The organism is Rhizobium sp. C4 (genome assembly GCF_021026315.1).
In the GTDB taxonomy this organism is placed as follows: domain Bacteria; phylum Pseudomonadota; class Alphaproteobacteria; order Rhizobiales; family Rhizobiaceae; genus Ensifer_A.
Map to the genome: position 1 here is coordinate 300368 of NZ_JAJNCX010000001.1, position 24096 is coordinate 324463.

General features: G+C 61.3%; 30 protein-coding genes and 1 tRNA gene. 19 read left to right on the top strand and 12 right to left on the bottom strand.

Annotated features, from left to right (window positions below; translation table 11 throughout):
• Positions 1-55: 55 nt before the first annotated feature.
• Positions 56-382: a hypothetical protein gene (locus LQK84_RS01400; RefSeq protein ID WP_230826815.1), complete on the top strand. Its 327-nt coding sequence runs from the start codon at positions 56-58 to the stop codon at positions 380-382.
• 4 nt (positions 383-386) lie between these two features.
• Here the strand turns inward: LQK84_RS01400 and LQK84_RS01405 are convergent, their stop codons facing one another.
• Positions 387-818, bottom strand: a complete 432-nt coding sequence (locus LQK84_RS01405; protein ID WP_230826816.1) for a VOC family protein — start codon at positions 816-818, stop codon at positions 387-389.
• A gap of 143 nt (positions 819-961) precedes the next feature.
• On the opposite strand from LQK84_RS01405, the gene LQK84_RS01410 reads away from it, so the two are divergent.
• Positions 962-1798: an EamA family transporter gene (locus tag LQK84_RS01410; protein WP_230827267.1), complete on the top strand. Its 837-nt coding sequence runs from the start codon at positions 962-964 to the stop codon at positions 1796-1798.
• On the opposite strand, the gene LQK84_RS01415 is transcribed toward LQK84_RS01410, so the two are convergent.
• Complete coding sequence (locus tag LQK84_RS01415; RefSeq protein WP_230826817.1) at positions 1795-2445, bottom strand: glutathione S-transferase family protein; 651 nt, start codon at positions 2443-2445, stop codon at positions 1795-1797. The two genes, LQK84_RS01410 and LQK84_RS01415, sit on opposite strands and share 4 nt — an antisense overlap.
• A 113-nt stretch (positions 2446-2558) precedes the next feature.
• On the opposite strand from LQK84_RS01415, the gene LQK84_RS25185 reads away from it, so the two are divergent.
• Both LQK84_RS25185 and LQK84_RS01420 read left to right on the top strand, forming a co-directional pair.
• A complete protein-coding gene (locus LQK84_RS25185; protein WP_330166388.1) occupies positions 2559-2849 on the top strand; it encodes a helix-turn-helix transcriptional regulator in 291 nt (96 codons plus the stop codon).
• Entirely contained in the window at positions 2849-3532 is a 684-nt protein-coding gene (locus LQK84_RS01420) for a helix-turn-helix transcriptional regulator (RefSeq protein ID WP_330166389.1), read from the top strand. Before LQK84_RS25185 ends, LQK84_RS01420 begins: the two co-directional genes overlap by 1 nt.
• Here the strand turns inward: LQK84_RS01420 and LQK84_RS01425 are convergent.
• Entirely contained in the window at positions 3508-4329 is an 822-nt protein-coding gene (locus tag LQK84_RS01425) for an enoyl-CoA hydratase (protein ID WP_230826818.1), read from the bottom strand. The two genes, LQK84_RS01420 and LQK84_RS01425, sit on opposite strands and share 25 nt — an antisense overlap.
• Positions 4330-4400: 71 nt before the next feature.
• On the opposite strand from LQK84_RS01425, the gene LQK84_RS01430 reads away from it, so the two are divergent.
• From LQK84_RS01430 to LQK84_RS01470, 9 genes are all read left to right on the top strand, one after another.
• On the top strand, positions 4401-4832 hold the full coding sequence (locus LQK84_RS01430; protein WP_230827268.1) for a PaaI family thioesterase: 432 nt from the start codon (positions 4401-4403) through the stop codon (positions 4830-4832).
• 226 nt (positions 4833-5058) lie between these two features.
• Complete coding sequence (gene rplM / locus LQK84_RS01435) at positions 5059-5523, top strand: 50S ribosomal protein L13 (protein ID WP_230826819.1); 465 nt, start codon at positions 5059-5061, stop codon at positions 5521-5523.
• A gap of 2 nt (positions 5524-5525) precedes the next feature.
• Complete coding sequence (rpsI, locus tag LQK84_RS01440) at positions 5526-5996, top strand: 30S ribosomal protein S9 (protein WP_230826820.1); 471 nt, start codon at positions 5526-5528, stop codon at positions 5994-5996.
• 148 nt (positions 5997-6144) lie between these two features.
• The gene (locus tag LQK84_RS01445; protein ID WP_230826821.1) at positions 6145-6768 is read left to right on the top strand and encodes a hypothetical protein; all 624 of its coding nucleotides are present in this window, start codon (positions 6145-6147) and stop codon (positions 6766-6768) included.
• Between the two features lie 15 nt (positions 6769-6783).
• Positions 6784-7119 (top strand): antibiotic biosynthesis monooxygenase family protein, encoded by a 336-nt coding sequence (locus LQK84_RS01450; RefSeq protein ID WP_230826822.1) that lies wholly within the window; start codon positions 6784-6786, stop codon positions 7117-7119.
• Between the two features lie 95 nt (positions 7120-7214).
• A complete protein-coding gene (locus LQK84_RS01455; protein ID WP_230826823.1) occupies positions 7215-7562 on the top strand; it encodes a flagellar basal body protein in 348 nt (115 codons plus the stop codon).
• A 132-nt stretch (positions 7563-7694) separates the two neighbouring features.
• Entirely contained in the window at positions 7695-8627 is a 933-nt protein-coding gene (argC, locus tag LQK84_RS01460) for an N-acetyl-gamma-glutamyl-phosphate reductase (RefSeq protein ID WP_230826824.1), read from the top strand.
• 35 nt (positions 8628-8662) lie between these two features.
• Positions 8663-9052 carry a VOC family protein gene (locus LQK84_RS01465; RefSeq protein WP_230826825.1) on the top strand — a complete coding sequence of 130 codons (390 nt, stop codon included), beginning with the start codon at positions 8663-8665 and terminating at the stop codon, positions 9050-9052.
• A gap of 100 nt (positions 9053-9152) precedes the next feature.
• Entirely contained in the window at positions 9153-9968 is an 816-nt protein-coding gene (locus LQK84_RS01470) for a DODA-type extradiol aromatic ring-opening family dioxygenase (protein ID WP_230826826.1), read from the top strand.
• Positions 9969-10004: 36 nt separating this feature from the next.
• Here the strand turns inward: LQK84_RS01470 and LQK84_RS25045 are convergent, their stop codons facing one another.
• From LQK84_RS25045 to LQK84_RS01480, 3 genes are read right to left on the bottom strand one after another with little or no spacing between them, the layout of a single operon-like run.
• On the bottom strand, positions 10005-10130 hold the full coding sequence (locus tag LQK84_RS25045; protein WP_269071713.1) for a hypothetical protein: 126 nt from the start codon (positions 10128-10130) through the stop codon (positions 10005-10007).
• Positions 10127-10354, bottom strand: coding sequence for a hypothetical protein (locus LQK84_RS01475; protein WP_230826827.1), 228 nt, complete (start codon positions 10352-10354; stop codon positions 10127-10129). The genes LQK84_RS25045 and LQK84_RS01475 overlap by 4 nt, the downstream gene beginning before the upstream one ends.
• 47 nt (positions 10355-10401) lie before the next feature.
• The gene (locus LQK84_RS01480) at positions 10402-11484 is read right to left on the bottom strand and encodes a COX15/CtaA family protein (RefSeq protein WP_230826828.1); all 1083 of its coding nucleotides are present in this window, start codon (positions 11482-11484) and stop codon (positions 10402-10404) included.
• A 144-nt stretch (positions 11485-11628) separates the two neighbouring features.
• Here LQK84_RS01480 and LQK84_RS01485 point away from each other — a divergent pair, with 144 nt between their 5' ends.
• Positions 11629-11847, top strand: coding sequence for a DUF2842 domain-containing protein (locus LQK84_RS01485; RefSeq protein ID WP_230826829.1), 219 nt, complete (start codon positions 11629-11631; stop codon positions 11845-11847).
• A gap of 114 nt (positions 11848-11961) precedes the next feature.
• On the top strand, positions 11962-13221 hold the full coding sequence (locus tag LQK84_RS25190) for a GNAT family N-acetyltransferase (protein ID WP_230826830.1): 1260 nt from the start codon (positions 11962-11964) through the stop codon (positions 13219-13221).
• A gap of 15 nt (positions 13222-13236) precedes the next feature.
• Here the strand turns inward: LQK84_RS25190 and LQK84_RS01495 are convergent, their stop codons facing one another.
• Positions 13237-15750, bottom strand: a complete 2514-nt coding sequence (locus tag LQK84_RS01495) for an exopolysaccharide transport family protein (RefSeq protein WP_230826831.1) — start codon at positions 15748-15750, stop codon at positions 13237-13239.
• 213 nt (positions 15751-15963) lie between these two features.
• Here LQK84_RS01495 and LQK84_RS01500 point away from each other — a divergent pair, with 213 nt between their 5' ends.
• The 4 genes from LQK84_RS01500 to LQK84_RS01515 all read left to right on the top strand — a co-directional run bounded on the left by LQK84_RS01500 (position 15964) and on the right by LQK84_RS01515 (position 20599).
• Positions 15964-16539 (top strand): polysaccharide biosynthesis/export family protein, encoded by a 576-nt coding sequence (locus tag LQK84_RS01500; RefSeq protein ID WP_230826832.1) that lies wholly within the window; start codon positions 15964-15966, stop codon positions 16537-16539.
• A gap of 5 nt (positions 16540-16544) precedes the next feature.
• Positions 16545-17696, top strand: coding sequence for a glycosyltransferase family 4 protein (locus LQK84_RS01505; protein ID WP_230826833.1), 1152 nt, complete (start codon positions 16545-16547; stop codon positions 17694-17696).
• A 108-nt stretch (positions 17697-17804) separates the two neighbouring features.
• A complete protein-coding gene (locus tag LQK84_RS01510) occupies positions 17805-19361 on the top strand; it encodes an undecaprenyl-phosphate glucose phosphotransferase (protein WP_230826834.1) in 1557 nt (518 codons plus the stop codon).
• Positions 19358-20599: an O-antigen ligase family protein gene (locus LQK84_RS01515; protein ID WP_442966856.1), complete on the top strand. Its 1242-nt coding sequence runs from the start codon at positions 19358-19360 to the stop codon at positions 20597-20599. The genes LQK84_RS01510 and LQK84_RS01515 overlap by 4 nt, the downstream gene beginning before the upstream one ends.
• Positions 20600-20688: 89 nt before the next feature.
• Here the strand turns inward: LQK84_RS01515 and LQK84_RS01520 are convergent.
• From LQK84_RS01520 to plsX, 5 genes are all read right to left on the bottom strand, one after another.
• A tRNA-Pro gene (locus tag LQK84_RS01520) sits at positions 20689-20765 on the bottom strand.
• 110 nt (positions 20766-20875) lie between these two features.
• Positions 20876-21406 carry a MerR family transcriptional regulator gene (locus tag LQK84_RS01525; protein WP_230826835.1) on the bottom strand — a complete coding sequence of 177 codons (531 nt, stop codon included), beginning with the start codon at positions 21404-21406 and terminating at the stop codon, positions 20876-20878.
• Positions 21407-21467: 61 nt separating this feature from the next.
• Complete coding sequence (locus LQK84_RS01530) at positions 21468-21806, bottom strand: integration host factor subunit alpha (protein WP_109857889.1); 339 nt, start codon at positions 21804-21806, stop codon at positions 21468-21470.
• 201 nt (positions 21807-22007) lie between these two features.
• Entirely contained in the window at positions 22008-22979 is a 972-nt protein-coding gene (locus tag LQK84_RS01535) for a beta-ketoacyl-ACP synthase III (protein WP_230826836.1), read from the bottom strand.
• Between the two features lie 5 nt (positions 22980-22984).
• A complete protein-coding gene (gene plsX, locus LQK84_RS01540; protein ID WP_230826837.1) occupies positions 22985-24040 on the bottom strand; it encodes a phosphate acyltransferase PlsX in 1056 nt (351 codons plus the stop codon).
• Between the last annotated feature and the right edge of the window lie 56 nt (positions 24041-24096).

A 24096-nucleotide genomic window follows, 5' to 3' on the forward strand; every position in this document is an offset into this window, starting at 1 on the left:
CGTTCATATTGAAATCCCCGACCCGAATTGAAAGGGCAGTCCGATGATAAAGTTCATGCTCCCTGTCGCTGCCGCCCTTGCCGTCACGATGACGGCCGGTCAGGCAGGCGCGATTTCCCGATACAATTCGACGACCATGAGCTGCGAGCGGGTTCAGGGCATCCTCGCGACGCAGAAGGCCGCCATCTTCCGCTATCCCTCGAAGCGGGTGGCAAACCTCCCGCTCTACGACCGCTATGTGCGCAGCGGCGCCTATTGCGGACCGCATCAGGTCGCAGAACAGGTGACCATTCCCTCGGCAAACGGCCAGTGCCCGGTGCTTCATTGCATCCAGGAGCCGGACCCGTGCGACGATATCTTCTCGGTCTTCTGCCGCCGGTGAGCTCCTATTCCGGCATGACGAGGTGGCCGGACGCATCCTGCTGCACGAAAGGATTGCAGGCGACTTCCCAGAGGTGGCCATCGGGATCGGCAAAATATCCGGAATAGCCGCCCCAGAAGACCTTCTCCGGTGGCTTGACCGGCGTTGCACCGCAGGACAGTGCGAACTTGTAGACCGCATCCACCCCGATCTCGCTTGCGACATTGTGGGCAAGCGTCACACCGGAGAAGCCTTTCGGCGTGTTCTCGACATGCGCATCCTCGGCCAGTGAACCCCTTGAGAACAAGGCGAGCACGGTTCCCTTCAGCTGAATGAAGGTAATCGCGTCCTGCGAAGCCGAGCTCTTCTTCCAGCCAAGCCGCTCGTAAAACTCGGTCGAGCGCTGGACATCCTCCACGCCGAGCGTGATGAGGGAAATACGCGGATCCAGAGACAATTCGTTCTCCTTATGTTCACATTTGCCGACCATATACGGAGTTTTCTGGCCTGACAAGACGGCAGAACGACGACCGCTTGACGCCGAACGATGACGGGCGCACTGTCACGCAACTGTCATATTTCATTCCTGCCGGTGTTCCCTTGCCTTTCGATGTCGCGCTCCTGGTGCTCCTTGGCGCCCTCTTCCATGCCAGCTGGAATGCCATCATCAAGGGCGGCGAGGACAAGGTTCTCAATACGGCGATGATTTCTCTTGGTGCAGCGGTGATCTCGCTGATTGTCCTGCCCTTCTTCCCGATGCCCGGTTGGCAGATCTGGCCTTTCCTGATGGCCTCGGTCGTCTTGCAGACGATCTATTTCCTGCTGATTGCCGCAAGCTACCGGCTGGGAGACATCGCGCTTGTCTATCCGCTGATGCGCGGCGCGGCTCCGCTTGTCGTGACGGCCTTGAGCTTCACCGTCTTCGGCGAGACCGTTTCGACCCACGCCCTGATCGGCATCGGCTGCATTTCCGGCGGCATCTTCATCATGGCGCTGGGCGTTCGCGCCAATAGCGCCAAGGCTGCGGGTCTGGCGCTGCTCAATGCGGTGATGATCGGCATGTACACGCTTTTCGACGCCTGGGGCGCGCGCACGGCCAATGATCCGATCTCCTATGTGCTGTGGATTTCGATCCTGCCGCCGATCGTGCTCTTCGGATATGCGCTCTACACGCGTGGCCGTGTCCGCGTCAGCGAACATCTGAAAACAAACTGGTGGCGGGCGGCGATTGGCGGCGCGGGCTCCATCGGATCTTATGGCGTTGCGCTCTGGGCGATGACGAAAGCGCCGGTCGCGCTGGTCGCCGCGTTGCGCGAGACATCCATCGTCTTCGCGCTTCTGATCTCCATCTTCGTCTTCCGCGAAAACGGCACCATCTGGCGCTATGTGGCCGGCGGCGTGATTACCGCCGGCGCGCTGGCATTGAAACTCGCTTAGGCCTTTGCGGCGGCCAGAGCCGCATGCTTCTCCGCAAAGGCGACATCCTCATTCCACACCTTGGCGAAGGATGGGCGGGATGCAATCCGGTCGCGATATTCGACGAAGCGCGGGCGCTGCGGCACGATGCCGAACATCATCGTCCAGTTGAGCGCGACGCCCCACTGGATGTCGGCAAGGCTCAGCCGGTCGCCCAGAATATAGGGACCTTTCGACAGGGCGCCTTCGAGCGTATCCAGCATCAGGTCATAGGTCCCGTAGACCGACTGGGTGATCGGACCGGGATCGACGTTTCTGAACTTGTCCATGAGTGCCGGCTCGAAGCAGGCCGCGTAGTAAACCAGCCAGCGCAGATAGGGCCCGCGGTCCGGATCATCGACAGCCGGCGTCAGGCCTGCCTGGGGAAAGAGATCGCCGAGATAGATGGCAATCGCCACCTGCTCCGTGACCAGCTTGCCGCGATGTTCGATCGCCGGCACCTTGCCGAGCGGGTTGATCCCCAGATAGCCGGGCTCGCGGTTTTCGCCCGTCTTCATGTTCATGACATGAAGATCGTAGGGCGCGCCGAGCTCTTCCAGAATGATCCGCGTGCCGGCGGCGCGGGTTTGCGGCATGTAGTGGAGCGTGATGTGGTCGTTGCCGGTCATGGTGTCTCTCTCCTCGTTCGATTGACGATCATGTCAGGTTACGTCCCCATACCTGTCAGAATATGTCATATTCATTCCGGCACGATCGCGAAAATTTTCGGAGACACTGACCTATGCGGGCGAGCCGCCTCATCAACATCCTGACAACACTGCAGGCCCGCGGCCTTGTGACCGCGACCGAGCTCAGCGAAGAGAATGGCGTGTCGCTGCGCACCATCTATCGCGATATCGACCAGCTCTCGCTTGCCGGCATTCCCGTCTATAGCGAGCGTGGTCCGGAGGGCGGCTATCGGCTGCTCGATGGCTATCGCGTGCGGCTGAACGGGCTTTCGACCAAGGAGGCGCAGGCGCTGTTCCTGAGTGGCCTGCCCGGCCCTGCACCGACCTCGGGCTTGGCGCAGTGATGGCGAGCGCGGAGAAGAAGCTTGCCGTCGCGCTGCCGGAAGATCTGCGCAAGAGTGCCGCCGCGATGCGCAGCCGTTTTCATCTCGACACGATCGCCTGGTTTGGCGAGGGTGAACAGCCGGCGCATCTGGAGGCGATCACGGATGCGGTCTGGAACCACAAGGTCATCCGCATGCGCTACCAGACATGGCGCAAGGAAAAGACGATCGAGACGCAGCCGCTCGGCCTCGTGCTGAAGGGGGGTGCCTGGTATCTGGTCGCACGCTCAAAGGATGCGGCGCTGACCTATCGCATCGCCCGCATCCTCGATCTGATCGTCACCGAGGAGACATTCGAGCCGCCCCGCGATTTCGATCTCGCCGCCCATTGGCGCGACAATACCGAGCGGCTGGATGCGGAAATGCATCCGAACGTCGCCCGCGTGCGGCTTTCCGACTGGGGCGCAAAGATGCTGCCCCATTTCAACAGCGGTTACGCGAACAAGCGCATGGAAATGAGCGAGCCGGGGCCCGACGGATGGCGCGAAGCGACCTTGCCCATCGGCTCCGCCCGGCAGGCGGCAACGGAGTTCCTGCGGCTTGGCCCCGAAATCGAGGTTCTGGAGCCGCAGGAGGTTCGCGACATGGTGGCCGCGATGGCCGCGAGAATGGTGGCGATTTATTCGCCCGTCCATTCGGCGTGACGCTTGTCGAGGAAGGCACCGATGCCCTCCTCGGCGTCGCGCGCCAGCATGTTTTCCGTCATGACGCGGCCGGTATAGGCATAGGCCTCTTCGAGCGGCATATCGATCTGGCGGTAGAAGGCTTCCTTGCCGATCTTCAGTGTCAGCGGTGATTTCGACGCAATGACCGCAGCGTATTTGTCGACGACCTGCCGCAGATATTCCTTCGGCACGATGCGGTTGACGAGGCCGAAATCCTTGGCGTTGCTGGCGTCGATGGTCTCGCCGGTCAGCAACATTTCCATGGCCTGCTTGCGATGTGCGGCGCGCGAGACGGCCACCATCGGTGTCGAGCAGAAGAGGCCGATATTGACGCCCGGCGTGCAGAAGGTGGCCACGTCGGTGCAGATCGCCAGATCGCAGGTCGCGACAAGCTGGCAGCCGGCGGCCGTTGCCAGCCCCTCGATTTCGGCAATCACCGGCTTCGGGCAATGGGTGATCGACAGCATCAGTTCGGCGCAAAGCGCGAAGGTCTTTTCAAAGAAGGCCCTGCCCCGGTCGGCATCGGCGCGATGGGCCGTCATTTCCTTCAGGTCATGGCCGGCGCAGAAGACCTTGCCGCGGGCAGCGAGAATGATGACACGGACGGACTTTTCGGTGCCCGCCCTCGCGATTTCAGACTTCAGCGCCTCCATCATGGCGATCGACAGCGCATTGGCCGGCGGAGAATTCAGCGTCAGCCGCAAGATCCCGTTTGCTTCTTCGACGATGAGCGGGCTCGGCGCGCCATCGGCCTTCAGGGATACGACGTCAGCCATGTTTTCCTCCGGACAAAATTGTTTATAGTTGAACAAAAAAGGCGTATCGATACTTTTATAAACCGGAGGAGATTGCAATGACACCCGTACTGACGGCTGAACAGATCAATGAGTTTCTGGAGCGGGAATTTCCGCAGGTTCACAGTCAGGGGCGGATTTTCGAGGTGATCAATGTTGCCTCCGGAACGGCGACATTACGTTTTACACCGAACGAATTGCATCTGCGTCCCGGCGGCACTGTCAGCGGACCGGCGATGTTCGCGCTGGCCGATGTCGGGGCCTATGTGACGCTTCTCGCCCATATCGGCCCGGTCGCCATGGCGGTGACGGCCAATATGAATATCAACTTCCTCAGCCGGCCCGATCCGGTGCCGCTCGACGGCGTTGGCCGTGTCCTCAAGATCGGCAAACGGCTGTCGGTGATCGAGATCGCCATCGAGCGCGTCGACACACGCGAACTCATCGCGCATGCCACGGCCACCTATTCGCAACCCGGGAAATAGGTAAAATCATGCGGTAAAATAATACCACATATACAAGCCTTTGATTCTTATGTCTTATTTTTTCAAGCGCCAAATCGGGCGCGCTTGACGCCTTTTTCACCCGCAGGTATAAGCCGGCACAGAACGCGGTCCCGATTGGGGCCGCTTTCATTATTGGCGGCTCACCGTCAATTCAAGCAACAAGAAACGCTCCGGTTTCCGGAGATCGAACGAAAGAGAAGAGACTATGTCTACCTTCATGCAGAAGACTGCCGAGGTGGAGAAGAAGTGGATCCTGATCGACGCCGAAGGGCTTGTCGTCGGCCGCCTCGCCACCATCATTGCAATGCACCTCCGCGGCAAGACCAAGGCTACTTACACCCCCCACGTTGACGACGGCGACAACGTCATCGTCATCAATGCCGAAAAGGCAGTCCTGACCGGCAAGAAGTACACCGACAAGAAGTACTACTGGCACACCGGCTATCCGGGCGGCATCAAGGAGCGCACGGCTCGCCAGATCATCGAAGGCAAGTTCCCGGAACGCGTCATCGAGAAGGCCGTTGAGCGCATGATCCCGCGCGGTCCGCTCGGCCGTCGCCAGATGAAGAACCTGCGCGTTTACGCCGGCTCGAACCATCCGCACGAAGCCCAGCAGCCCGTCACGCTTGACGTTGCCAAGCTGAATTCCAAGAACACCAGGAGCGCCTGATTATGGCTGACCTTTCTGCTCTCAAGTCCCTCGCAGGCTCTTCCGAGTCTGTCGCTGCTCCGGCTCACGTCCGCAAGGTCGACGCTCAGGGCCGCTCCTATGCCACCGGCAAGCGTAAGGACGCTGTTGCCCGCGTTTGGGTCAAGGCCGGCTCCGGCAAGATCCTCGTCAACGGCAAGGACTACAGCGCCTATTTCGCACGCCCGGTTCTGCAGATGATCCTGCAGCAGCCGCTCGTTGCAGCAGCCCGCAGCGGCCAGTTCGACATCATCGCAACGGTTGCTGGCGGCGGTCTTTCCGGCCAGGCCGGTGCTGTTCGTCACGGCATCTCCAAGGCTCTCACCTACTTCGAACCGGGCCTGCGCCCCGTTCTGAAGAAGGGCGGCTTCCTGACGCGCGACAGCCGCGTTGTTGAACGTAAGAAGTACGGCAAGGCCAAGGCCCGCCGCTCCTTCCAGTTCTCCAAGCGCTAATCGCGTTTGGCTCAGGGCGCGGATGCGCTTTGGGACCACAGACTTTCGAAAGGGCTGCCCTCGGGCGGCCCTTTTTCGTTTCAGGCGAATGGCCTGAGGAAAGCTTCGGCTGCGAAATTTCCGCCATTGTTCATGGAGATTCGCGCGCGTGAAGGCGGAAGACGTCAAAATCATCCTCGTTCTGGCCTCATGGAGTTCCGGCTCCACGTCGGTTGCCGGCTATCTCGACAAGTGCGGGGCCTATTCCTGCCCGCCGCATGTCCACACGGTCGATGAGCGGACACCGAATGCCTACGAGCCCGCAGAATACAAGCAGGTGCTCGGGCTCTGCATTGATGAAAACACGCTGGAGGCGACGCCCCGCGTCAATGCGTTCGAACCGTTCTTCGCCGGATGGATTGCCAAGCAGCGGCAGAAGGCCGCAGAAGCCGGCTGCGGCTTCATCGTGTTGAAGCACCCGCTCCAGTCCTTCATGCTGCCGGCGATCACCAAGATCGAGCCCGATTGCCGCATCGTCGTCGTCAGCCGCCCGTTCGCGAAGATCGAGGCGACCCGGGCCCGGCGCAACTGGGCGCACTCGTTCGGCGAGGCAGGCGCCCGGCAGGTTTACGGCATGACATATACCTGGCTGCACGAGAACAATTTCGGTTACCTCGTTGTCCCTTACGAACGCCTGCGCAGCGAACCGGAATTACGGGACGAAATGCTGACCTATCTGGACATGACGCCGACGCCTCAGCAACGGGCCGAGGCTGACGCCTTCCTCAAGTAACAAAGGCGACAAGCGATGAGCGCCCAGGCAAAGCTTCCCGAACCGCCGTACTACGTCGTCTGCTTCTCGTCGCAACGAACCGAGGGCGACAACGGCTATGGCGAAATGGCCGATGCAATGGAGCGGCTGGCGCGGGAGCAGCCTGGCTTTCTCGGCGTGGAAAGCGCCCGCGGCGCGGATGGCTTCGGCATCACCAACTCCTTCTGGAAGGACGAAGGGGCCATCCGAGCGTGGAAGCGGAATGTCGACCACCTCGCCGCCCAGACGCTTGGCCGGCGCGATTGGTACCAGACCTATGAGATGCGCATCGCGCGCGTCGAGCGTGCCTACGGGTTTAGCCGCGCAGAGTGAATGCGTCGCATTCAATCAAATTTGCCGGATCAGCTTCAGCATTCGCTTACGTCCCAAGATTATCATGGCGGGAATCGAAGCTCCGGACCCATGCCATGAGTTCCATTTCCTCCGCCATGAACACCGCACTTTCCGGCATGCTGGCGCAGCAGCAGCGCGCGGCATCAACCGCGAGCAATGTGGCGAATGCGCTGACGCCCGGCTATGACCGGCTGGTAACGACCACGAAGGCGAATGCCGGCGGCGGCGTTTCTGCCTCGACGGCGCGATCGGGAACCGCAACCTCCCCCGACAGCTCCAATGTCGATTTCGCCCAGGAAGCCGTCGACATGATCGAGACGACCATGGCCTACAAGGCCAGCGTTTCCGTCTTCGAAGCCGGTGCCGACATGTGGGAAGCGCTTTCGACCGTCGTCCGCGACAAGAGCGGCGACAGCCGGTAACTCGCTTCCATTCATCTTTGCCATGCATCCATTCACATGAGCGCCATTGTCGCCATGTAGAAGGCGCTATATATCAGGCCGAAAGCGGCGCGCTGCGTCGCAGACGGTCTATTCAAGTGCAGGATGGAAAACATGGCTCCGAAGATTTTCATTGATGGCGAACACGGCACCACAGGCTTGCAGATCCGGCAGCGTCTGGCCGAACGCCGCGATCTTCAGATCCTGTCCATTCCGGAAGCCGAGCGGCGCAATGCCGCTATGCGCGAGGACATGCTGAACTCCGCCGACATCGCGATCCTCTGCCTGCCCGACGACGCGTCGATCGAAGCGGCGAAGATGACCGAGGGCAATAACAATGTCCGCCTGCTCGACGCCTCGACCGCCTTCCGCGTCGATCCGGACTGGGCCTATGGCTTTGCCGAGATGGACAAGGCGCAGGCTGGCAGGATCAAGGCGGCGCGGCGCGTCTCCAATCCCGGCTGCTATCCGACGGGCGCCATCGGCCTCATCCGGCCGCTGCGGGCCGCCGGAATCCTTCCCGATGGCTATCCGGTCAGCGTGAATGCCGTGTCCGGCTATACGGGCGGCGGCAAGGCCGTGATTGCCCAGATGGAAGATGCCTCCCGCGAGGATCACATCGCCTCCCCCAATTTCGTCTATGGTCTGACGCTGAAGCACAAGCATGTGCCTGAAATGAAGGTCCATGGCCTTCTCGACCGCTCGCCGCTCTTCTCGCCCTCAGTCGGTCGCTTCCCGCAGGGCATGATCGTGCAGGTTCCACTGTTCCTGGAAGACCTGAAGGGCGGCCAGTCGGTCGAGACGATCCACAAGGTTCTGGTCGAGCATTATGCCGGGCAGTCCATTGTCGAGGTGGTGCCGCTTGAAGTCTCCGCCAAGCTGCCGCGCGTCGATGCCGTCGAGCTTGCCGGCAAGGACACGATGAAGCTCTTCGTCTTCGGCACGCCGGGCCAGCCGCATGTCAACCTGGTTGCACTGCTCGACAATCTCGGCAAGGGCGCTTCGGGCGCCGCCGTGCAGAACATGGACCTGATGCTCGCGGCCTGATCGCCGCGCGCTTACTCTTTTGGGGGAAAGAGACAATGATCGATCATATGGGCATTTCCGTCTCCGACTATGCGACGTCGAAGGCATTCTACGATGCGATCATGCCCACCATTGGGGCCGAGCGCTGCATGGAGGTCACGGCTGAGGAGACTGCCGGCACCTATGAGGGTGCGGGCTACGGTGTCTCCGGCAAGCCATCCTTCTGGATCGGCATCGGCGGCGCACTGCAGGGCCGCCTGCATGTCGCCTTCCAGGCTCCCAACCGAGCCTCGGTCGATGCGTTTTACAATGCTGCGATCAAGGCCGGCGCGAAAGACAATGGCCCGCCCGGTATCCGGGCACATTATCATCCGAACTATTACGGCGCCTTCGTACTCGATCCGGATGGCCACAACATCGAGGCCGTCTGCCATCGACCGGAGTGACGTCTGTTCGCGATTATCGAACGATCTATCCAGAAAATCTTCGTGGCGAAGACAATCGAATTCCCTATATTGATCTCAACAGATCGATAGAGGTGCTGCGATGTCTCAGAAGCAACCGGTATATTTCATTCCCCATGGCGGCGGTCCGTGGCATGTGATGGATGGGAACACCCGCTTCGGCGGCTGGTCCGATCTCAGGGCATTTCTTGAAACCGTGCAGGGCGAATTGCCGGAAAGGCCGAAGGCCATTCTTGCCGTGACCGCGCATTGGGACGACGTCGATACCGTCACGATTTCTACGGCCGAGAAACCCGGCATGTATTACGACTATTACGGCTTCCCGCCGCATACCTACGAAATCAAGTATCCGGCACCTGGCGCCCCCGACATCGCCGAACATGTCCGCAAGGTTCTGGCCGATGCCGGTATCCCGACACGGACGGATGCGGAGCGTGGCTATGATCACGGAACGTTCGTGCCGCTGATGGTCGCCTTCCCGGACGCGGATATTCCGGTCATACAGATGTCGATGCGCAGCGACCTCGATCCCGCCTTCCATATTGCGCTCGGTCGGGCATTGGCACCGCTTCGCGACGAAGGCATCCTGATCGTCGGCAGCGGCCTCTCCTACCACAACATGCGCATGTTCGGCTCGACCGACGCAGGTCATGTGGCCCAGGCAAAAGCCTTCGACGACTGGCTGAAGGAGACGCTGGAAAGCCCCGACATGGGCGAGCGCGACAAGCGGCTGGCCCATTGGTGGGACAACCCGGATGCCCGCGCCTGCCACTTCCCCACACCGGAACACTTCCTTCCGGTCATGGTCACAGCCGGCGCAGGAGGCGAAGTCGCCGGCCATCAGGTGTTCCAGGGAATCGTGATGGAAAAGCCCTATTCGGGCTATCGCTGGGGGTGAAGCGCCACCCGCCCGGCCGTAAACGCATCCGGGAGTTCACTCGCCCGGGTGCATGTTGCGGTGTCGCCGGTCGCTCCAATCGTTCAGGAGAACGATAGCCCACCCCAGACCCGCGATCAGCAGCGGCAGGATGTAGAAATAAAAGACCATTGCGTCAGTCATGGTTGCAGTCTCCCGAGAACATGTCTCCCTGCAAAATGTAATGCGACTGCCGCGAAAAGCCAAGCAATCGTCGCGAATGCTGCCGCGACCGAAATATGAATAGTTCCGCTGCCGACGGATGCCGCAACCGCCGGTGCAATAAACCCGGCAGCAGCACAGGCCGTCGACGCGCGATCAAGCGCGTTGGCGAGAAGCTTGGTGCGTTCGTTGCGGATCAGGCTCATGGGGGTATGTTAACACAGCCCGATACAACCGTCACGCGACTGACGTATCAGACCGCCGCCCGTGTTTCGCGCGGATACTCGCCGATGAAACCGCGCCAGTGGGCGATGGCAAAGCCGAGCACGACGAGTGCGCCGGCCTGATGGGTCAGCGCGGCGTGCAGGTCCACCTGCGTCAGCAAGGCCGCAATGCCGAGACCGGCCTGGATCGTCACCAGCGCCAGGAGAACGATGCCGCGCCGGCAGTGGGTGGATCCGCGGGCGTTGCGGAAAAGCCAGATGGCCTGCGCGACTACAGCCGCAAACAGCAGATAGGCGCCGCAGCGGTGCACGAACTGCACCGTCTTCGGGTTTTCGAAGAGATTGATCCACCACGGCTTCTGGATGAAGAGATCACCCGGGATGATGGCGCCGTCCATCAGCGGCCAGGTGTTGTAGGCAAGGCCAGCATGAAGGCCGGCGACGAGCGCGCCGAGATAGATCTGGAAGAGAGCGAGGAAGGCGATGACGCCGGCAAACACGGCCCCTCGCCTTGGCGCCGCATCCGAGGAATGCGGCGTGAGGCCGCTCATGATCCAGATCGTCGCCGAGAAGATCAGACAGGCCATGACGAGATGGACGGCAAGCCGGTAGTGGCTGACGCTTGTCAGCTGGGTCAGGCCCGAGGCCACCATCCACCAGCCGATTGCGCCTTGCAGCCCGCCGAGAACAAAGATGCCGAAGAGCGGCAGCGTCAGACGCCGCTCGATCCTGCCCTTCACGAGGAAATACAGGAACGGCAGGAAGAACAGGATGCCGATGCTCCGTGCCAACAGGCGATGCGCCCACTCCCACCAGAAGATGCTCTTGAAGCCTTCCAGCGTCATGTCGGAGTTCATCTGCTGGTATTGTGGGATGCGCTTGTAGAGGTCGAATTCCTCCTGCCATTCCTGCGCATTGAGCGGCGGCATGACGCCATGGATCGGCTTCCATTCGGTGATCGAGAGGCCGGATTGCGTGAGCCGCGTCGCGCCGCCGACCATGACGAGCGCAAAAAGCGCCAGGACGACGAGGCCAAGCCAGATGCGCAAGGGCCGCCGTTCGTCACCCGCCGTCTTCGCCGTTTCCTGTCGTATTGCCGTGACATGCGCCATGGATCATCACCTTTATGAAACCACTGTTGATTTGCCCTCAAAGCCGGTGCATTACAAGCGCCAAAGGGTCGCATGACCGCTCGGTGCCGGATTTCTCCGGCGCGGAGCCAACATGCCGGAGCATCGCGGGAGACGAGTAACCTTATGCCCCTTCGCTTGAGAAAACTGATCGGCATGGTTGGGCTGATCGTCTTCATTGGCATTTACGTGCTGATCGTGCTTTCGGTTGCCTCGGCGCGCTTTGCGGATGCGCCCTGGTGGTCGCATCTCATCTTCTTTGCCGTTGGGGGCCTCCTCTGGGTGCCGCCCGCCATGGCCATCATCAAATGGATGGAACGCCCCGTCGACGACAAGCGGCGTTAAGCAGGCGCTAACCGCAAGCGCAAATTCCGCACTGCGACGTTTCAAAATAAACCAATCCTTGGCGCCTTGCCGGCATGATCGGGCAAACGGTCAAAAAGTGCCGGGAGAAGAAGCGTGCGAACCGCCCCTGCGGACCTGATGGTCAGCCCCGCGAACAAGGATGTCCTGACGCGCATGAACGCCATTCCGATGGAAGCCGCGGCATCACAGGCGCGCCCAGCGCCGGATATCTGCGTCTATCACAGTTTCGAACCGGTCGAGCAGGAGTGGCGCATGCTCGAGGCGGGTCGGCATGTCTCGCTGCACCAGTCGCTGACCTGGTGCAAGGCGTGGGCGGCCAACATGAGCCCGGAGCTCGCCATCGTCGTCGGGCGCATGCGGGGTCGCACCGTCTTCATCCTGCCGCTTGAAATCGTCTCGACAGATCTCGGCAGAATTGCGCGCTTCATTGGCGCGCGCCATTCCAACCTCAATACGGGCCTCTTCAACGAGAGTTTTGCGCTAGGGCTCAGCAAGGCTGACCTCAAGGCGATCTTTTCCTCCATCCGTCAGCAGATGGCGGGCCGCGCGGATCTCATCCAGCTCACCAACATGCCGCAGACATGGCGCGGCGTTCCTGTCCCGTGGCTCTATCCCGGTGGGATCGAGAACCAGAACAAGGCCTATCAGCTGCCCCTTCGCCCGACGATGGACGAGACGCTGGAGCAGATCCACGCCAAGCGGAAGCGCAAGCTCTATCGAAAGTCGATCCGCCAGTTCGAGGCGGCCGGCGGCTATGATCATGTGACCGCGGAGACGCCGGAAGAGAAGGACGCGCTCCTGACGGCGTTCTTCAGGCAGAAGGCGCAGCGGCTGCAGGCCATGCACCTGCCGAACCCGTTTCGGGAAGACAATGTCCAGGCCTTCTTCAGGGATGCGGCCCATTCGTCGCAGGAGGCCCCGAATACGGCACTCAGCCTTCATGCACTGAGGATGAAGGATGATGACCGCACCATCGTCGCCATTGCCGGCCTGTCCCGCAAGGGCGATCACGTCATCTGCCAGTTCGGATCCGTAGAAGACGATATCGTGCCCGGCGCGAGCCCGGGCGAGTTTCTATACTATCTCATCATCGAAGAGGCCTGCGCCAACCGCGTCGCCCTGTTCGACTTCGGCATCGGTTATCAGCTCTACAAGAAGAGCTGGTGCCCTGTCGAAACACAGCATTACGATGTGATGATCCCGGTCAGCCTGCGCGGCAGGATCGGTGCTTCCGCCATTTCGGCGGCGACGCGCCTGAAGGCCGCCATCAAGCGCAACCGACCTCTCTACGCGCTCATCCAACGGCTCAGGGCGGACAAGCAAGGCTCGCCCGCCCCTGATCAGGACGACTGAAACGGATACCTGACGTCAGGCCACCTGGCTGTCGCCATTTCCGGCGGGAGGCAGCGGGCTGTTGCTCATGAGAATGACCTCATCGCGGCCTGTTGCCTCGAAGGAGGCCAGGATGCGGGCGATCTTCTCTTCGCTGGCACCCGGCATCGACAGCACGATTTCCGCATTGTCGTTGCGCGTCAGCCGCTCGGCACTGCGGCCGTCGATAGGCCCACATTCGATCAGCACCTTCTCATAGGCTTCGCTCAGCGCGCCGACGATCATCGTCAGGCGATCAGCGCCGCGCATGGCGCGTGCCGGATCTGCCGTGCCGTGCGGAATGAAGTGGGCTTCCGAATACTTGTCGCCGTGAATGCAGCTGGCGATCGAAGACTTGCCCGCCAGAATGTCGGTAATGCCCTGCAGGTTCGTGCTGTCGCCCATCAGGCGTGAAGGAAGCGCCGAACCGGTCATGTCGATGATGATGGCGCGGAATCCCAGTCCGGAGATGCGGCGCACGAGTTCCACCGAGGCGGTCGAGCCATCGTCACCGGTCGGAGATATGCAGGCGACGATCCGCTTGTCGGACGCAGCCAGATATCGGGCGACCGACGCCACGGAGAAGTCGTTGCCGTCCTGCTCATCATCCAGCGGAGATACGGCCACCACGTCGCCGCCATCCAGCGTGCCGTCGGCGGGGGCATCGACCGAGGACGTAGCAGCCGCGGGTTCCTCATGGACCTCTTCAGCCTGCTCTTCTGCGGCAGAAGGCTCTGGCGTACGATCGAGGCGCGCCATGACGCGGGTCGTGAAGGGCGGAATGACTTCGGCCTCAGGCTCAGCGGCGGCGACTTCCTTTTCGGCAGCCGGTGCCTGAACAGCCTGGTTTGTCGAAGCGTCTTCAGCGGGCAAGCTCGCAGGAGCGGCCACATCCGCCTGTTCATGCTCCTCCTCTGCCTCGACGACAGGATCCGCATTCGACATGCCCTCGGGAACCGACGAGATCGCTACCGCCGGTCCAACCGCTGCAGCAGGTGTCCGTGTGCTCTCCCGGCGCGTGCGAACGGCGCGGAGCAGTCTGGAAGGACGCATCCGTTCCGGCGACGCCGCAACGGCCACCGGTGCGGCAACGCGTGCGGTCTCCGGCGTCACGGTCTTCCAGGCACGGCCGCTGAACAGTTCGGCGAGCATGATGAAGACGGCGCTGAGAAGGAAGGCGGCCAGTGCGGCGACCATCACGATCGGTCCGACCTTCGGGAAATAGACTTCGTTCGGGACGACCGCGGTTGAAATGACGCGGGCATCGGCGGGCGCTGCATTCTTGCCTGCACGGGACGATGCTTCACGATAACGGGCGAGATAGGTCTGCAGCAGGTCACGCTGGGCCGCGGCCTCACGCTCCAGGGCATTGAGACCAACCTGCTGGTCATCGGCCTTGGCGGACGCCGTCTTGGCCTTGTTGAGCTGGGCGACCAGCTGGGCCTGACGAAGCTTGGCAACCTCGGCCTCGTTCTCAAGGCTCTTCAGGATCTTCCGGGTCTCGACATTGATCTGCTCGCGGATACCGGCAAGCTGGGCCCGCAGCCCCTTCAGACGCGGATGACCGTCGAGAAGAGACATGGACAGATCGGCAATCTGGTTCTGGATCTGCGCTTCCTGCGCCTTCAGCTGCTGGATCGTCGGCGATGCAATGACATCTGCGATCGTATCGACCGGGCCACCCGACTTCAGCGCCTGGCGGACCGATTCGGCTCGCGCATTGGCATTGCCCAGTTCGGCCTGAACGCGTGTCAGCTCCGCAGAGACATTGGTCAGCTGCTGACCGGCGAAGGTCTGGTCCTGCCCTGTGCGCTGCAGGTCGGTCGTGGCGCGGTAATCCGACACCTTCTTCTCAGCTTCGCGGACCTTTTCGCGCAGCGATGCAATTTCAGGCTCCAGCCAGCGAGCCGCTTCCGAATCGGTGTCGAGCTTCGCGCCACTCTGCATGGCGAGATAGACCTGCGCCATCTTGTTCGGGATGGCGGCGGCGAGCTTGGGATCTTCAGAGGTGAAGTTGAGGCCGATGACGCGCGACTTCTCGACCTGATAGACCTGCAGCTTCTCGCGGAAGGTCTTCAGCACACGCTCTTCCGGAGCCACATCGAGCGGGTTCTTGACGACGCCAAAGGAAATCAGCAGCCGCTTGAAGAACGATGTGTTGGCAGCAGGATCGAATTCCTGCCGCTCGGAAAGCTTGAGATCGCGGGCCACCTGCTTGATCAGATCGGTCGACTGCAGGACCTGCACCTGGCTGGAAATGCCAAGATCGTCGAGGATCGGATCGGCATTGCTGTTGGCAGGCTGGGTGCGCTCGGAGAAATCGGGGGTGCGGAGTTCGATCAGAACCTGCGCCTCACCCTTGTATTCCGGAGCCACCATGCGCGTGCCGACGAAAGCCAGCACGGCGACACCAGCGGTCACCGCGACAAGCTTAAGCCGCCGCTCCCAAAGAGCCCGGAACAACTGACCGAGATCAATGTCCACATCCTGACCCGGCTTTGCGCCCGACATATCGCACTCCATAGACGTCATAATTGTGCCGAAGCGTAAACGCGTATGGTAACTCTTTCGTTAATTCTTTGATTTTCCGCAGCATAGGCGAGCCAGACAGACAGCGCCAGATTGCGCGAAAAAAGCCTCGGGCACCGCCTCCGGTTTACCCGGTATTAACCCTAATCGATCGATAACATCCTCAACCTCAATTTTATCGGAGCTATCCGCGGGATGCCTCTCGACCTCAGCAGACGCAAGTTTATATTTGTCTCACTCGCGCTGACTGCGCCTCTGGCTGCGTGCAATACAACTGCGCCCGCCTCCGGCGAATTCAGCCAGTCGCTCATGGCGCCCTACCGGCTCGATTCCGGTGACCGTCTGCGCATCACCGTCTTTGATCAGCCGAGCCTCACCAATACATACAGTGTCGACCAGTCCGGCTACATCGCCTTCCCGCTGATCGGTTCGGTCGTTGCGCGCGGCAAGACGATGCAGGAGCTTGAGGTGGCCATTGCTGCGCAATTGCGCAAGGGCTATCTGCGCGATCCGGACGTGACGGTCGAGGTCGATCGCTATAGACCCATCTATGTCATGGGCGAAGTCGGCCAGCCGGGACAATATTCCTATGCCCCCGGCATGACCGTGCAGAATGCGGTGGCCGCAGCCGGTGGCTTCACGCCGCGCGCGCTGCAGTCCGGTGCCGACATTACGCGCAAGCTCAACGGGCGCGTCCTGACCGGACGTGTCGCCATCACCGACGCGATCCTGGCAGGCGATACGATCTACGTACGCGAACGTCTGTTCTGACCGCTATGGCCGAACCTGGCAAAATGCGCATCATCCATTGTTTCCGCTCGCCCGTCGGCGGGATATTCAGGCATGTTCGCGATCTTGCCATCGAGCACAGCAAGGCGGGCCACGAGGTCGGCATTGTCTGCGACAGCACCACCGGTGGTGCTTTCGAGGACAAGCTGTTCGACCAGATCCGCCCCTATCTGGCACTCGGTCTCACCCGTATTCCCATCAATCGCGCCATCAGTCCGTCCGACTTCGGCGCCTTCATGAAGAGCTATCAACAAATCAAGAGTTTGCAGCCGGATGTTCTGCACGGACATGGCGCCAAGGGTGGCGCAATTGCCCGTGTCATCGGCTCACTGCTGCGGGTCAACAGGTATTGCGTAGCCCGCCTCTATTCCCCGCATGGCGGCAGCCTGCATTTTCGTCCGGGCGTTCCCGGATCGACCGTCTTCATGCTGGAGCGCATCCTCGAGCGGATGGGCGATGCGACCGTCTTCGTCTGCGCGTTCGAACGTGACGCCTATATCGAGAAGATCGGCAGACTGACGAAAAAGGCCTTCGTCAACTACAACGGCATCGACAGCACCGAATTCATTTCGCCCGGTCTCGTCGAGGAACCGCGGGATTTCCAGTATATCGGGATGATGCGCGACCTGAAGGGGGGCGACCTCTTCATCCGGGCCTTTGCGGAAGCTGAGCGCATCGTCGGCCGTCCCATGTCGGCCGTAATGATCGGTGACGGCCCAGATCAGGAAAAATATCAGGAGATGATGGTGCAACTGGGCCTTGGCCAGCGCATCACCATGCTGCCCGCGATGAAGCAGCGTGAAGCGTTTCGGCTGGCCCGGACGCTGGTCGTGCCGTCGCGCGCCGAGGCCATGCCCTATATCGTCCTGGAAGCGGTCGCGGCCGGAAAGCCGATCATCGCCGCACGCGTCGGCGGCATTCCGGAGGCGCTTGGACAGAACAATCCGGCACTGACGCCTGCCGGCGACTGGCAGGCGATGGGACAGGTCATGGCGCGCGCCGCCACCGATCCGACCTGGCACGAAATGACACGCCCGGACATGGACGCGTTCGAGAAGACATTTTCCAGCCACGCCATGGGCCAGCGGATGCTCGAACTCTATCAGTCGCTTCACGTCGAAATCCGCAACCGGCCTTAAGGGTCTGTTGACCATATCTCTTAGAATTGTCCGGTTGCAGGTGGACTTAATCAATCCTTTCAAGGGTGCCTGCTATGCATCTTCTAGCTTCAGAGATGGACGGCCACCATGAATCAGATCGAACGTCACGATCAATTCGACATCGACAAGATCCGCAAGCAGATTTCGGACGCAACGGCGAACACCGAGGTGAAGTCGGTTGCGCCCGCAAAGCCGCTGAACCCCTATGCGGCTCGCATCGCCTCGCAGTTTGCGCTCGATAGCAAGAAGCCTGCAATCGTTGCCGGCCTCATCCGTATCGGCGAAGCCGTGCTGGTCGCCGCCACCTGCCTCGGCTTCTATCTTGCCGCCCCGGAAGCACATGTCCTGAGCATTCCGGCCGTCACCTTCATTGCCGCTCTCGCCGGCATTTTCGCGACGTTCCTGACACAGGTGCTCGACGGCTACCTGTTCCCGGTTCTCCGCTCGCCGCGCCGTGGCGCGCCGCGCGTTGCGGGTGGTCTCGCCGCGGCCTCCTTCATCTTCTGCCTCGTCGTCCTCTATCGTGGCGGCAGCGCCTCGGCGCTCTTTTCCAGCGCCGCCATTGGCTTTGTGGTGAGCGCAGGCCTGCTGTCCCTCGAGCGAACATTTGTCGCCTACGCAATCCGCCGCTGGACGCGCAACGGGTTCATGGAGCGCCGTGCGGTCATCGTCGGCGGCGGTGCGCCTGCGCGCGATCTGATCCGCGAGATGGAAAGCATCAGCGACAACGACATCCGGATCTGCGGCATATTCGACGACCGCGACGACCGCCGCTCTCCCGACATGGTCGCGGGCTATCCGAAGCTCGGGACATTCGATGAGCTGGTCGAGTTTGCCCGCACGGCGCGCATCGACATCCTGATCATCGCACTCCCGCTTTCCGCCGAACTGCGCATCCTCGACCTGTTGCGGAAGCTCTGGGTGCTGCCGGTGGATATCCGCATTGCCGCCCATTCGAGCAAGCTGCGCTTCCGTCCCCGCGCCTATTCGCGGATCGGCAAGGTGTCGATGCTCGACGTGTTCGACAAGCCGATCGCGGACTGGGATTCGGTTGCCAAGCGCGTCTTCGACATCGTCTTCTCGCTCCTTGCCATCACCCTGCTCTGGCCGATCATGCTGGGCGCGGCCTTGGCCGTGAAATTCACCTCCAGGGGCCCGATCATCTTCAAGCAGAAGCGCCATGGCTTCAACAACGAGGTCGTGGAAATCTACAAGTTCCGCTCGATGTATACCGAGATGAGCGACCCGACGGCAAAGCAGGCCGTGACCAAGAACGACCCGCGCGTGACGCCCGTCGGCCGCTTCATCCGCAAGACCTCCATCGACGAACTGCCGCAGTTCTTCAACGTCCTGCAGGGCCGCCTGTCGCTGGTCGGGCCGCGCCCGCATGCTGTCGCCGCCCAGACGCAGGACCGGGTCTATGCCGAAGTCGTGGACACCTATTTCGCACGCCATCGCGTCAAGCCGGGCGTGACCGGCTGGGCGCAGATCAATGGCTGGCGCGGCGAGATCGACACCGACGAGAAGATCCGTGGCCGTATTGCCGCCGATCTCTACTACATCGAAAACTGGTCGCTCTGGCTCGACCTGAAGATCCTCATCATGACGCCGATCCGGCTCCTCAAGACGGACAACGCCTATTGACCACGCTTGACGCCATGGGTGGCGGGACCTTCCGCCCGCGACTTGCCACGTTCCGGTTCCTGGGATCGGCGCTGCTGGTGCTTGGCGTCTTCCTGACCGGGTTCGTCATCCGCGAACCGGCACCGACCGACGCGGTCATCGCCCTGCTTCTGGGGCTATGGTTCGTCCTGGGCCTGAAGCTGACGCGCGGCACCGGTCCGCTTGCCATGCTTCTGATCGCCGTCGAGACGGGCTGCCTGCTTTCGCTGACGCAGATGAACGATGTCGCCGGCGGCTTCGTCTATTTCGGCGTCAGCGCGTTCCTGGCGCTCACGGCGATCTTCTATGCTGCGATCTTCGAAGATCGCTACGAGCGCATGGAGCTGATGTTCAAGGCCTGGACGGCAGCGGCCGTCATTACCTCCCTGCTCGGCATCCTTGGCTATTTCCACGCCTTTCCCGGCTCCGAAGTCTTCACCCGCTATGATCGGGCCATGGGCGCCTTCAAGGACCCCAACGTCTTCGGCCCCTATCTCGTCGCCCCTGCCCTCTATCTCATCCATGGCATCCTGACCGGAAAGACCTATCACCTGCCATTGCGGGCGATCTCGCTGCTGATCATCACGCTCGGCCTGCTGCTCGCCTTTTCGCGCGCAGCCTGGGGCCTCTATGTCTTTGCGGCGGCAATGCTGGTCATGATCATGCTTCTGAAGGAGCGGACCTCAGCGTTTCGCCTGAAGATTCTGCTGCTCGCCCTCGCGGGCGTCGCACTCATGGTCGCGGCCATCGTGATCGCGCTGCAGTTTCAACAGGTGGCAGACCTCTTCTCCGCCCGCACCCAGCTTGTCCAGTCCTATGACGGCGGCCATCTCGGCCGCTTCGAGCGGCATCGGCTGGGTTTCATGATGGCGATGGAAAAGCCGCTCGGCATCGGCCCGCTGGTTTTCAGCACGATCTTCCCCGAGGACGAACACAATATCTGGCTGAAAATGCTGACCACCTACGGCTGGCTTGGCTTTGTCAGCTACATCACGCTGATCGTGTGGACGGTCGTTGCCGGCTTCCGCATCCTGCTGCGCAATCGCCCCTGGCAGCCCTACCTGATGATCGCCTGGATCGTTCTGGTCGGCCATGTCGGGATCGGCAACGTGATCGACACCGATCACTGGCGGCACTTCTACATGATACTCGGGATCATCTGGGGCTGCCGGGCGCTGGAGATGAACTATCAGCGGCAGCAGGCGCCTTCCAAGGCCTGACGGCAACCGCGCGGAAAGCTGATGCGCATAACGTTACGTCATGCACTCCAGGACCTACGCGGAAATCATTGGAAAATCGGGGGAAATAATGGTCGGAGCGGCGGGATTCGAACCCACGACCCCTTGACCCCCAGTCAAGTGCGCTACCGGGCTGCGCTACGCTCCGACCTGCCTTCATGGAAAGCACGCACTCCATAACCGCGTCGCATGGCAAGCGCAAGAGGCCTGCGGAATAAATCGACGGATTGCATGGGTGTAACGACAGGCGCCTCGGCGTCAGCGAACCTGATCGAGCAGGCGCTTGCATTCCAGGAGGTCATAGAGCGCCTCCTGGAGGAGCGCACGGTCTTCCTTGCCGACCCCTGCAGAGCCCATTTCAGGCTCCTGATTCGAGGCGCCAAAGCCGAAGAAGCGACGCGTGGACGGAGCCTTGGCCTTGCCGACGATCTGGTCTTCCTCAAGCGACGGCGGTTGAACCTTGGCAGCCGCCTGTTCGGCAGCGGCGGCCTGAGACAGGGCCTCCACGGCATCCATGTCACCATTGCCGATGGCGATGACGAACTTGTTGCCGTTCGACTTCAGGAGCTTCTGGACGCCCTTGATCGTATAGCCATGATCATAAAGGAGATGCCGGATGCCCTTGAGAAGATCGACGTCTTCCGGGCGATAGTAGCGCCGGCCACCGCCGCGCTTCATCGGCTTGATCTGCGGAAAGCGGGTTTCCCAGAACCTCAGGACATGCTGCGGAAGGTCGAGATCGTCTGCGACCTCGCTGATCGTCCGGAATGCGTCGGGGCTCTTTTCCATCGTCTGATTTCCTGCAGGCCAAGCTTACGGCGAGGAACGGTCGTCCTGCTGCCAGTTCCGATCAGGATGCGGGCGCTGCAGGCTTCTGCTTGGCCTTACGCTGCTGGTGCGACTTCAGAATGCGCTGCTTGAGCACATTCGACGCCTTGAAGGTCATGACCCGGCGCGGCGAAATCGGCACTTCCTCACCCGTCTTCGGGTTGCGTCCGATGCGCTCGTTCTTGTCGCGAACCTGGAAGGTCGCGAAAGACGATAGCTTCACACTTTCGCCGCGAACGATGGCGTTACAGATTTCGTCGATGATGGTTTCGACAAGTTCGGCGGACTCAGCGCGCGAAAGACCCACTTTGCGGAAGACCGATTCGGCGAGATCGGCGCGTGTCACGGTTTTACCTGTCATTTTCCCCGCTCATATCACAGCTTGTTGTTGATACGGGCTCCACGGAACGGGTGCCTCGCTCATATGCTTCAAAGCGACGATCCGCAGGCCAATGCTCCTCACACCTGCGAACGCTGCTCAAGCCAAAGGAGACTATTTCCGTTGCCGTTAACGGTCAAGCGTTGAAAAGCAAAGAAAATTAGATTTCAGGCGGCCAATGTCCTACCAGCGCAGGAGCACCGATCCCCAGGTAAATCCGCCACCCATGGCTTCGAGAAGGACGAGATCGCCTTCCTTGATTCGGCCATCACCTGCCGCCTGCGCAAGCGCGAGCGGGATCGAGGCGGCAGACGTGTTGCCATGCTGATCGACGGTGACGACCACCTTCTCCATCGGAATGCCCAGCTTCTTGGCCGAACCTTCGATGATGCGGATGTTCGCCTGGTGGGGAACCAGCCAATCGAGCTGCTCTATCGAAAGCCCGGTTGCCTCGAAGGCGGCGACAATGACGTCGGTGATATTGCCGACAGCGTGCTTGAACACTTCCCTGCCCTGCATGCGCAGATGACCGACGGTGCCGGTGGTGGAGGGGCCACCATCGACAAAGAGCTTGTCCTTATGGGCGCCATCGGAACGAAGATGAGCCGTCAGCACGCCGCGGTCGGATGTGTCGCCCTTGCCTTCCACAGCCTCCAGAACGACCGCACCGGCGCCATCGCCGAAAAGGACGCATGTCGTGCGGTCTTCCCAGTCGAGAAGGCGCGAGAAGGTCTCGGCACCGATCACGATCGCGCGCTTGGCGAGGCCAACGCGCAGATAGGCGTCGGCCGTGGCCATGGCATAGACGAAGCCGGTACAGACGGCCTGCATGTCGAAGGCCGCGCCATGGGTCATGCCAAGGCGGTGCTGGATTTCGACAGCAGTTGCAGGAAAGGTATTGTTCGGCGTCGAGGTCGCCAGAATGATGAGATCGATGTCGTCCGCTGTCATGCCAGCCCGGTCGAGCGCGGCCTTTGCAGCGGCAGTCCCGAGGGATGCGGTCGTTTCCCCCTCGCCCGCAATATAGCGCTGACGGATGCCCGTCCGCTGGACGATCCACTCGTCAGAGGTTTCAACCTGGCCTTCGAGCTCGCGGTTGGTCACCACGCGAGCAGGCAGCGAGGCTCCAAAGCCTCTCACCGCGGAACGGATCATAAATGTCAAACCCCGTCGTCATCCGCGTCGACCTTGACGGGCAGACGCCTGGAATGAAAATTCTTCAGATCGTGTTCGATCTTCTCGTTCAGTTTGTTGCGGGCCATGTCATAGCCCACCTCCACCGCCGCCGCGAAGCCTTCGGCGTCAGTGCCGCCATGGCTCTTGATGACGATGCCGTTGAGGCCGAGAAACACGGCCCCGTTGACCTTGCGCGGGTCCATCTTGTCGCGAAGCATGTCGAATGCGCTCTTGGCAAACAGATAGCCAATCTTGGCCATCAGCGTGCGCGACATGGCCATGCGCAGATAGGTGGCGAGCTGACGTGCCGTGCCTTCCGCTGCCTTCAGAGCGATGTTGCCGGTAAAGCCTTCGCTGACGACCACGTCCACCGTGCCCTTGCCGAGATCGTCGCCCTCGACGAAGCCGGCATAGCGGATGGATTCGAAATCGGATTCGCGCAGGATTCGGCCCGCTTCCTTGACTTCTTCCTGGCCCTTGACCTCTTCAACGCCGACATTCAGCAGGCCGACGGAGGGGCGCTTCAGTTCGAAGAGCGCACGCGCCATGGCGCCGCCCATGAGGGCAAAATCGACGAGCTGCTGGGCATCGGCACCGATCGTCGCACCGACGTCCAGCACGACGCTTTCGCCCTTCATCGTCGGCCAGATGCCGGCGAGCGCCGGACGCTCGATATTGGCCATGGTGCGCAGGCAGAAAAGCGCCATGGCCATCAGGGCGCCGGTGTTGCCGGCGGAGACGGCCACATCGGCTTCCTTGAGCTTCACCGCTTCAATGGCCTTCCACATGGAGGACTTGTAGCGGCCGCGGCGCAGCGCCTGGCTCGGCTTTTCTTCCATGCTGATGGCGACTTCAACCGGATGAAATTCGGATTTCGCCTTCAATGCCGGATACTTGTTGAGGATCGGAAGGCATTCGGCTTCGATCCCATAGATGGCGAAGCGCATATCGGGATGCCGCTCTAGCGCGCGCGCTGCTCCGGGAATCGCCACGCTGGGACCGAAGTCGCCACCCATCGCATCAAGTGAGATTGTTACCACGCGTTACCCTGTCCTGCTGTTCGCATGCGCATTCCTGCGCTTGCGAAATTGGGGTC

Excerpts from the sequence above, each read along its gene's own strand:
- LQK84_RS01480 (WP_230826828.1), bottom strand. The coding sequence starts at position 11,484 with ATGGCGCATGTCACGGCAATACGACAGGAAACGGCGAAGACGGCGGGT.
- LQK84_RS25185 (WP_330166388.1), top strand. The coding sequence starts at position 2,559 with ATGCGGGCGAGCCGCCTCATCAACATCCTGACAACACTGCAGGCCCGC.
- LQK84_RS01500 (WP_230826832.1), top strand. The coding sequence starts at position 15,964 with ATGCCTCTCGACCTCAGCAGACGCAAGTTTATATTTGTCTCACTCGCG.
- LQK84_RS01475 (WP_230826827.1), bottom strand. The coding sequence starts at position 10,354 with ATGAGCCTGATCCGCAACGAACGCACCAAGCTTCTCGCCAACGCGCTT.
- LQK84_RS25045 (WP_269071713.1), bottom strand. The coding sequence starts at position 10,130 with ATGACTGACGCAATGGTCTTTTATTTCTACATCCTGCCGCTGCTGATC.
- LQK84_RS01415 (WP_230826817.1), bottom strand. The coding sequence starts at position 2,445 with ATGACCGGCAACGACCACATCACGCTCCACTACATGCCGCAAACCCGC.
- LQK84_RS01485 (WP_230826829.1), top strand. The coding sequence starts at position 11,629 with ATGCCCCTTCGCTTGAGAAAACTGATCGGCATGGTTGGGCTGATCGTC.
- LQK84_RS01510 (WP_230826834.1), top strand. The coding sequence starts at position 17,805 with ATGAATCAGATCGAACGTCACGATCAATTCGACATCGACAAGATCCGC.
- LQK84_RS01470 (WP_230826826.1), top strand. The coding sequence starts at position 9,153 with ATGTCTCAGAAGCAACCGGTATATTTCATTCCCCATGGCGGCGGTCCG.
- LQK84_RS01505 (WP_230826833.1), top strand. The coding sequence starts at position 16,545 with ATGGCCGAACCTGGCAAAATGCGCATCATCCATTGTTTCCGCTCGCCC.
- argC (WP_230826824.1), top strand. The coding sequence starts at position 7,695 with ATGGCTCCGAAGATTTTCATTGATGGCGAACACGGCACCACAGGCTTG.
- LQK84_RS01535 (WP_230826836.1), bottom strand. The coding sequence starts at position 22,979 with ATGATCCGTTCCGCGGTGAGAGGCTTTGGAGCCTCGCTGCCTGCTCGC.
- LQK84_RS01495 (WP_230826831.1), bottom strand. The coding sequence starts at position 15,750 with ATGTCGGGCGCAAAGCCGGGTCAGGATGTGGACATTGATCTCGGTCAG.
- LQK84_RS01455 (WP_230826823.1), top strand. The coding sequence starts at position 7,215 with ATGAGTTCCATTTCCTCCGCCATGAACACCGCACTTTCCGGCATGCTG.
- LQK84_RS01420 (WP_330166389.1), top strand. The coding sequence starts at position 2,849 with ATGGCGAGCGCGGAGAAGAAGCTTGCCGTCGCGCTGCCGGAAGATCTG.
- LQK84_RS01450 (WP_230826822.1), top strand. The coding sequence starts at position 6,784 with ATGAGCGCCCAGGCAAAGCTTCCCGAACCGCCGTACTACGTCGTCTGC.
- rplM (WP_230826819.1), top strand. The coding sequence starts at position 5,059 with ATGTCTACCTTCATGCAGAAGACTGCCGAGGTGGAGAAGAAGTGGATC.
- LQK84_RS01530 (WP_109857889.1), bottom strand. The coding sequence starts at position 21,806 with ATGACAGGTAAAACCGTGACACGCGCCGATCTCGCCGAATCGGTCTTC.
- LQK84_RS01465 (WP_230826825.1), top strand. The coding sequence starts at position 8,663 with ATGATCGATCATATGGGCATTTCCGTCTCCGACTATGCGACGTCGAAG.
- LQK84_RS01525 (WP_230826835.1), bottom strand. The coding sequence starts at position 21,406 with ATGGAAAAGAGCCCCGACGCATTCCGGACGATCAGCGAGGTCGCAGAC.
- LQK84_RS01400 (WP_230826815.1), top strand. The coding sequence starts at position 56 with ATGCTCCCTGTCGCTGCCGCCCTTGCCGTCACGATGACGGCCGGTCAG.
- LQK84_RS01425 (WP_230826818.1), bottom strand. The coding sequence starts at position 4,329 with ATGGCTGACGTCGTATCCCTGAAGGCCGATGGCGCGCCGAGCCCGCTC.
- rpsI (WP_230826820.1), top strand. The coding sequence starts at position 5,526 with ATGGCTGACCTTTCTGCTCTCAAGTCCCTCGCAGGCTCTTCCGAGTCT.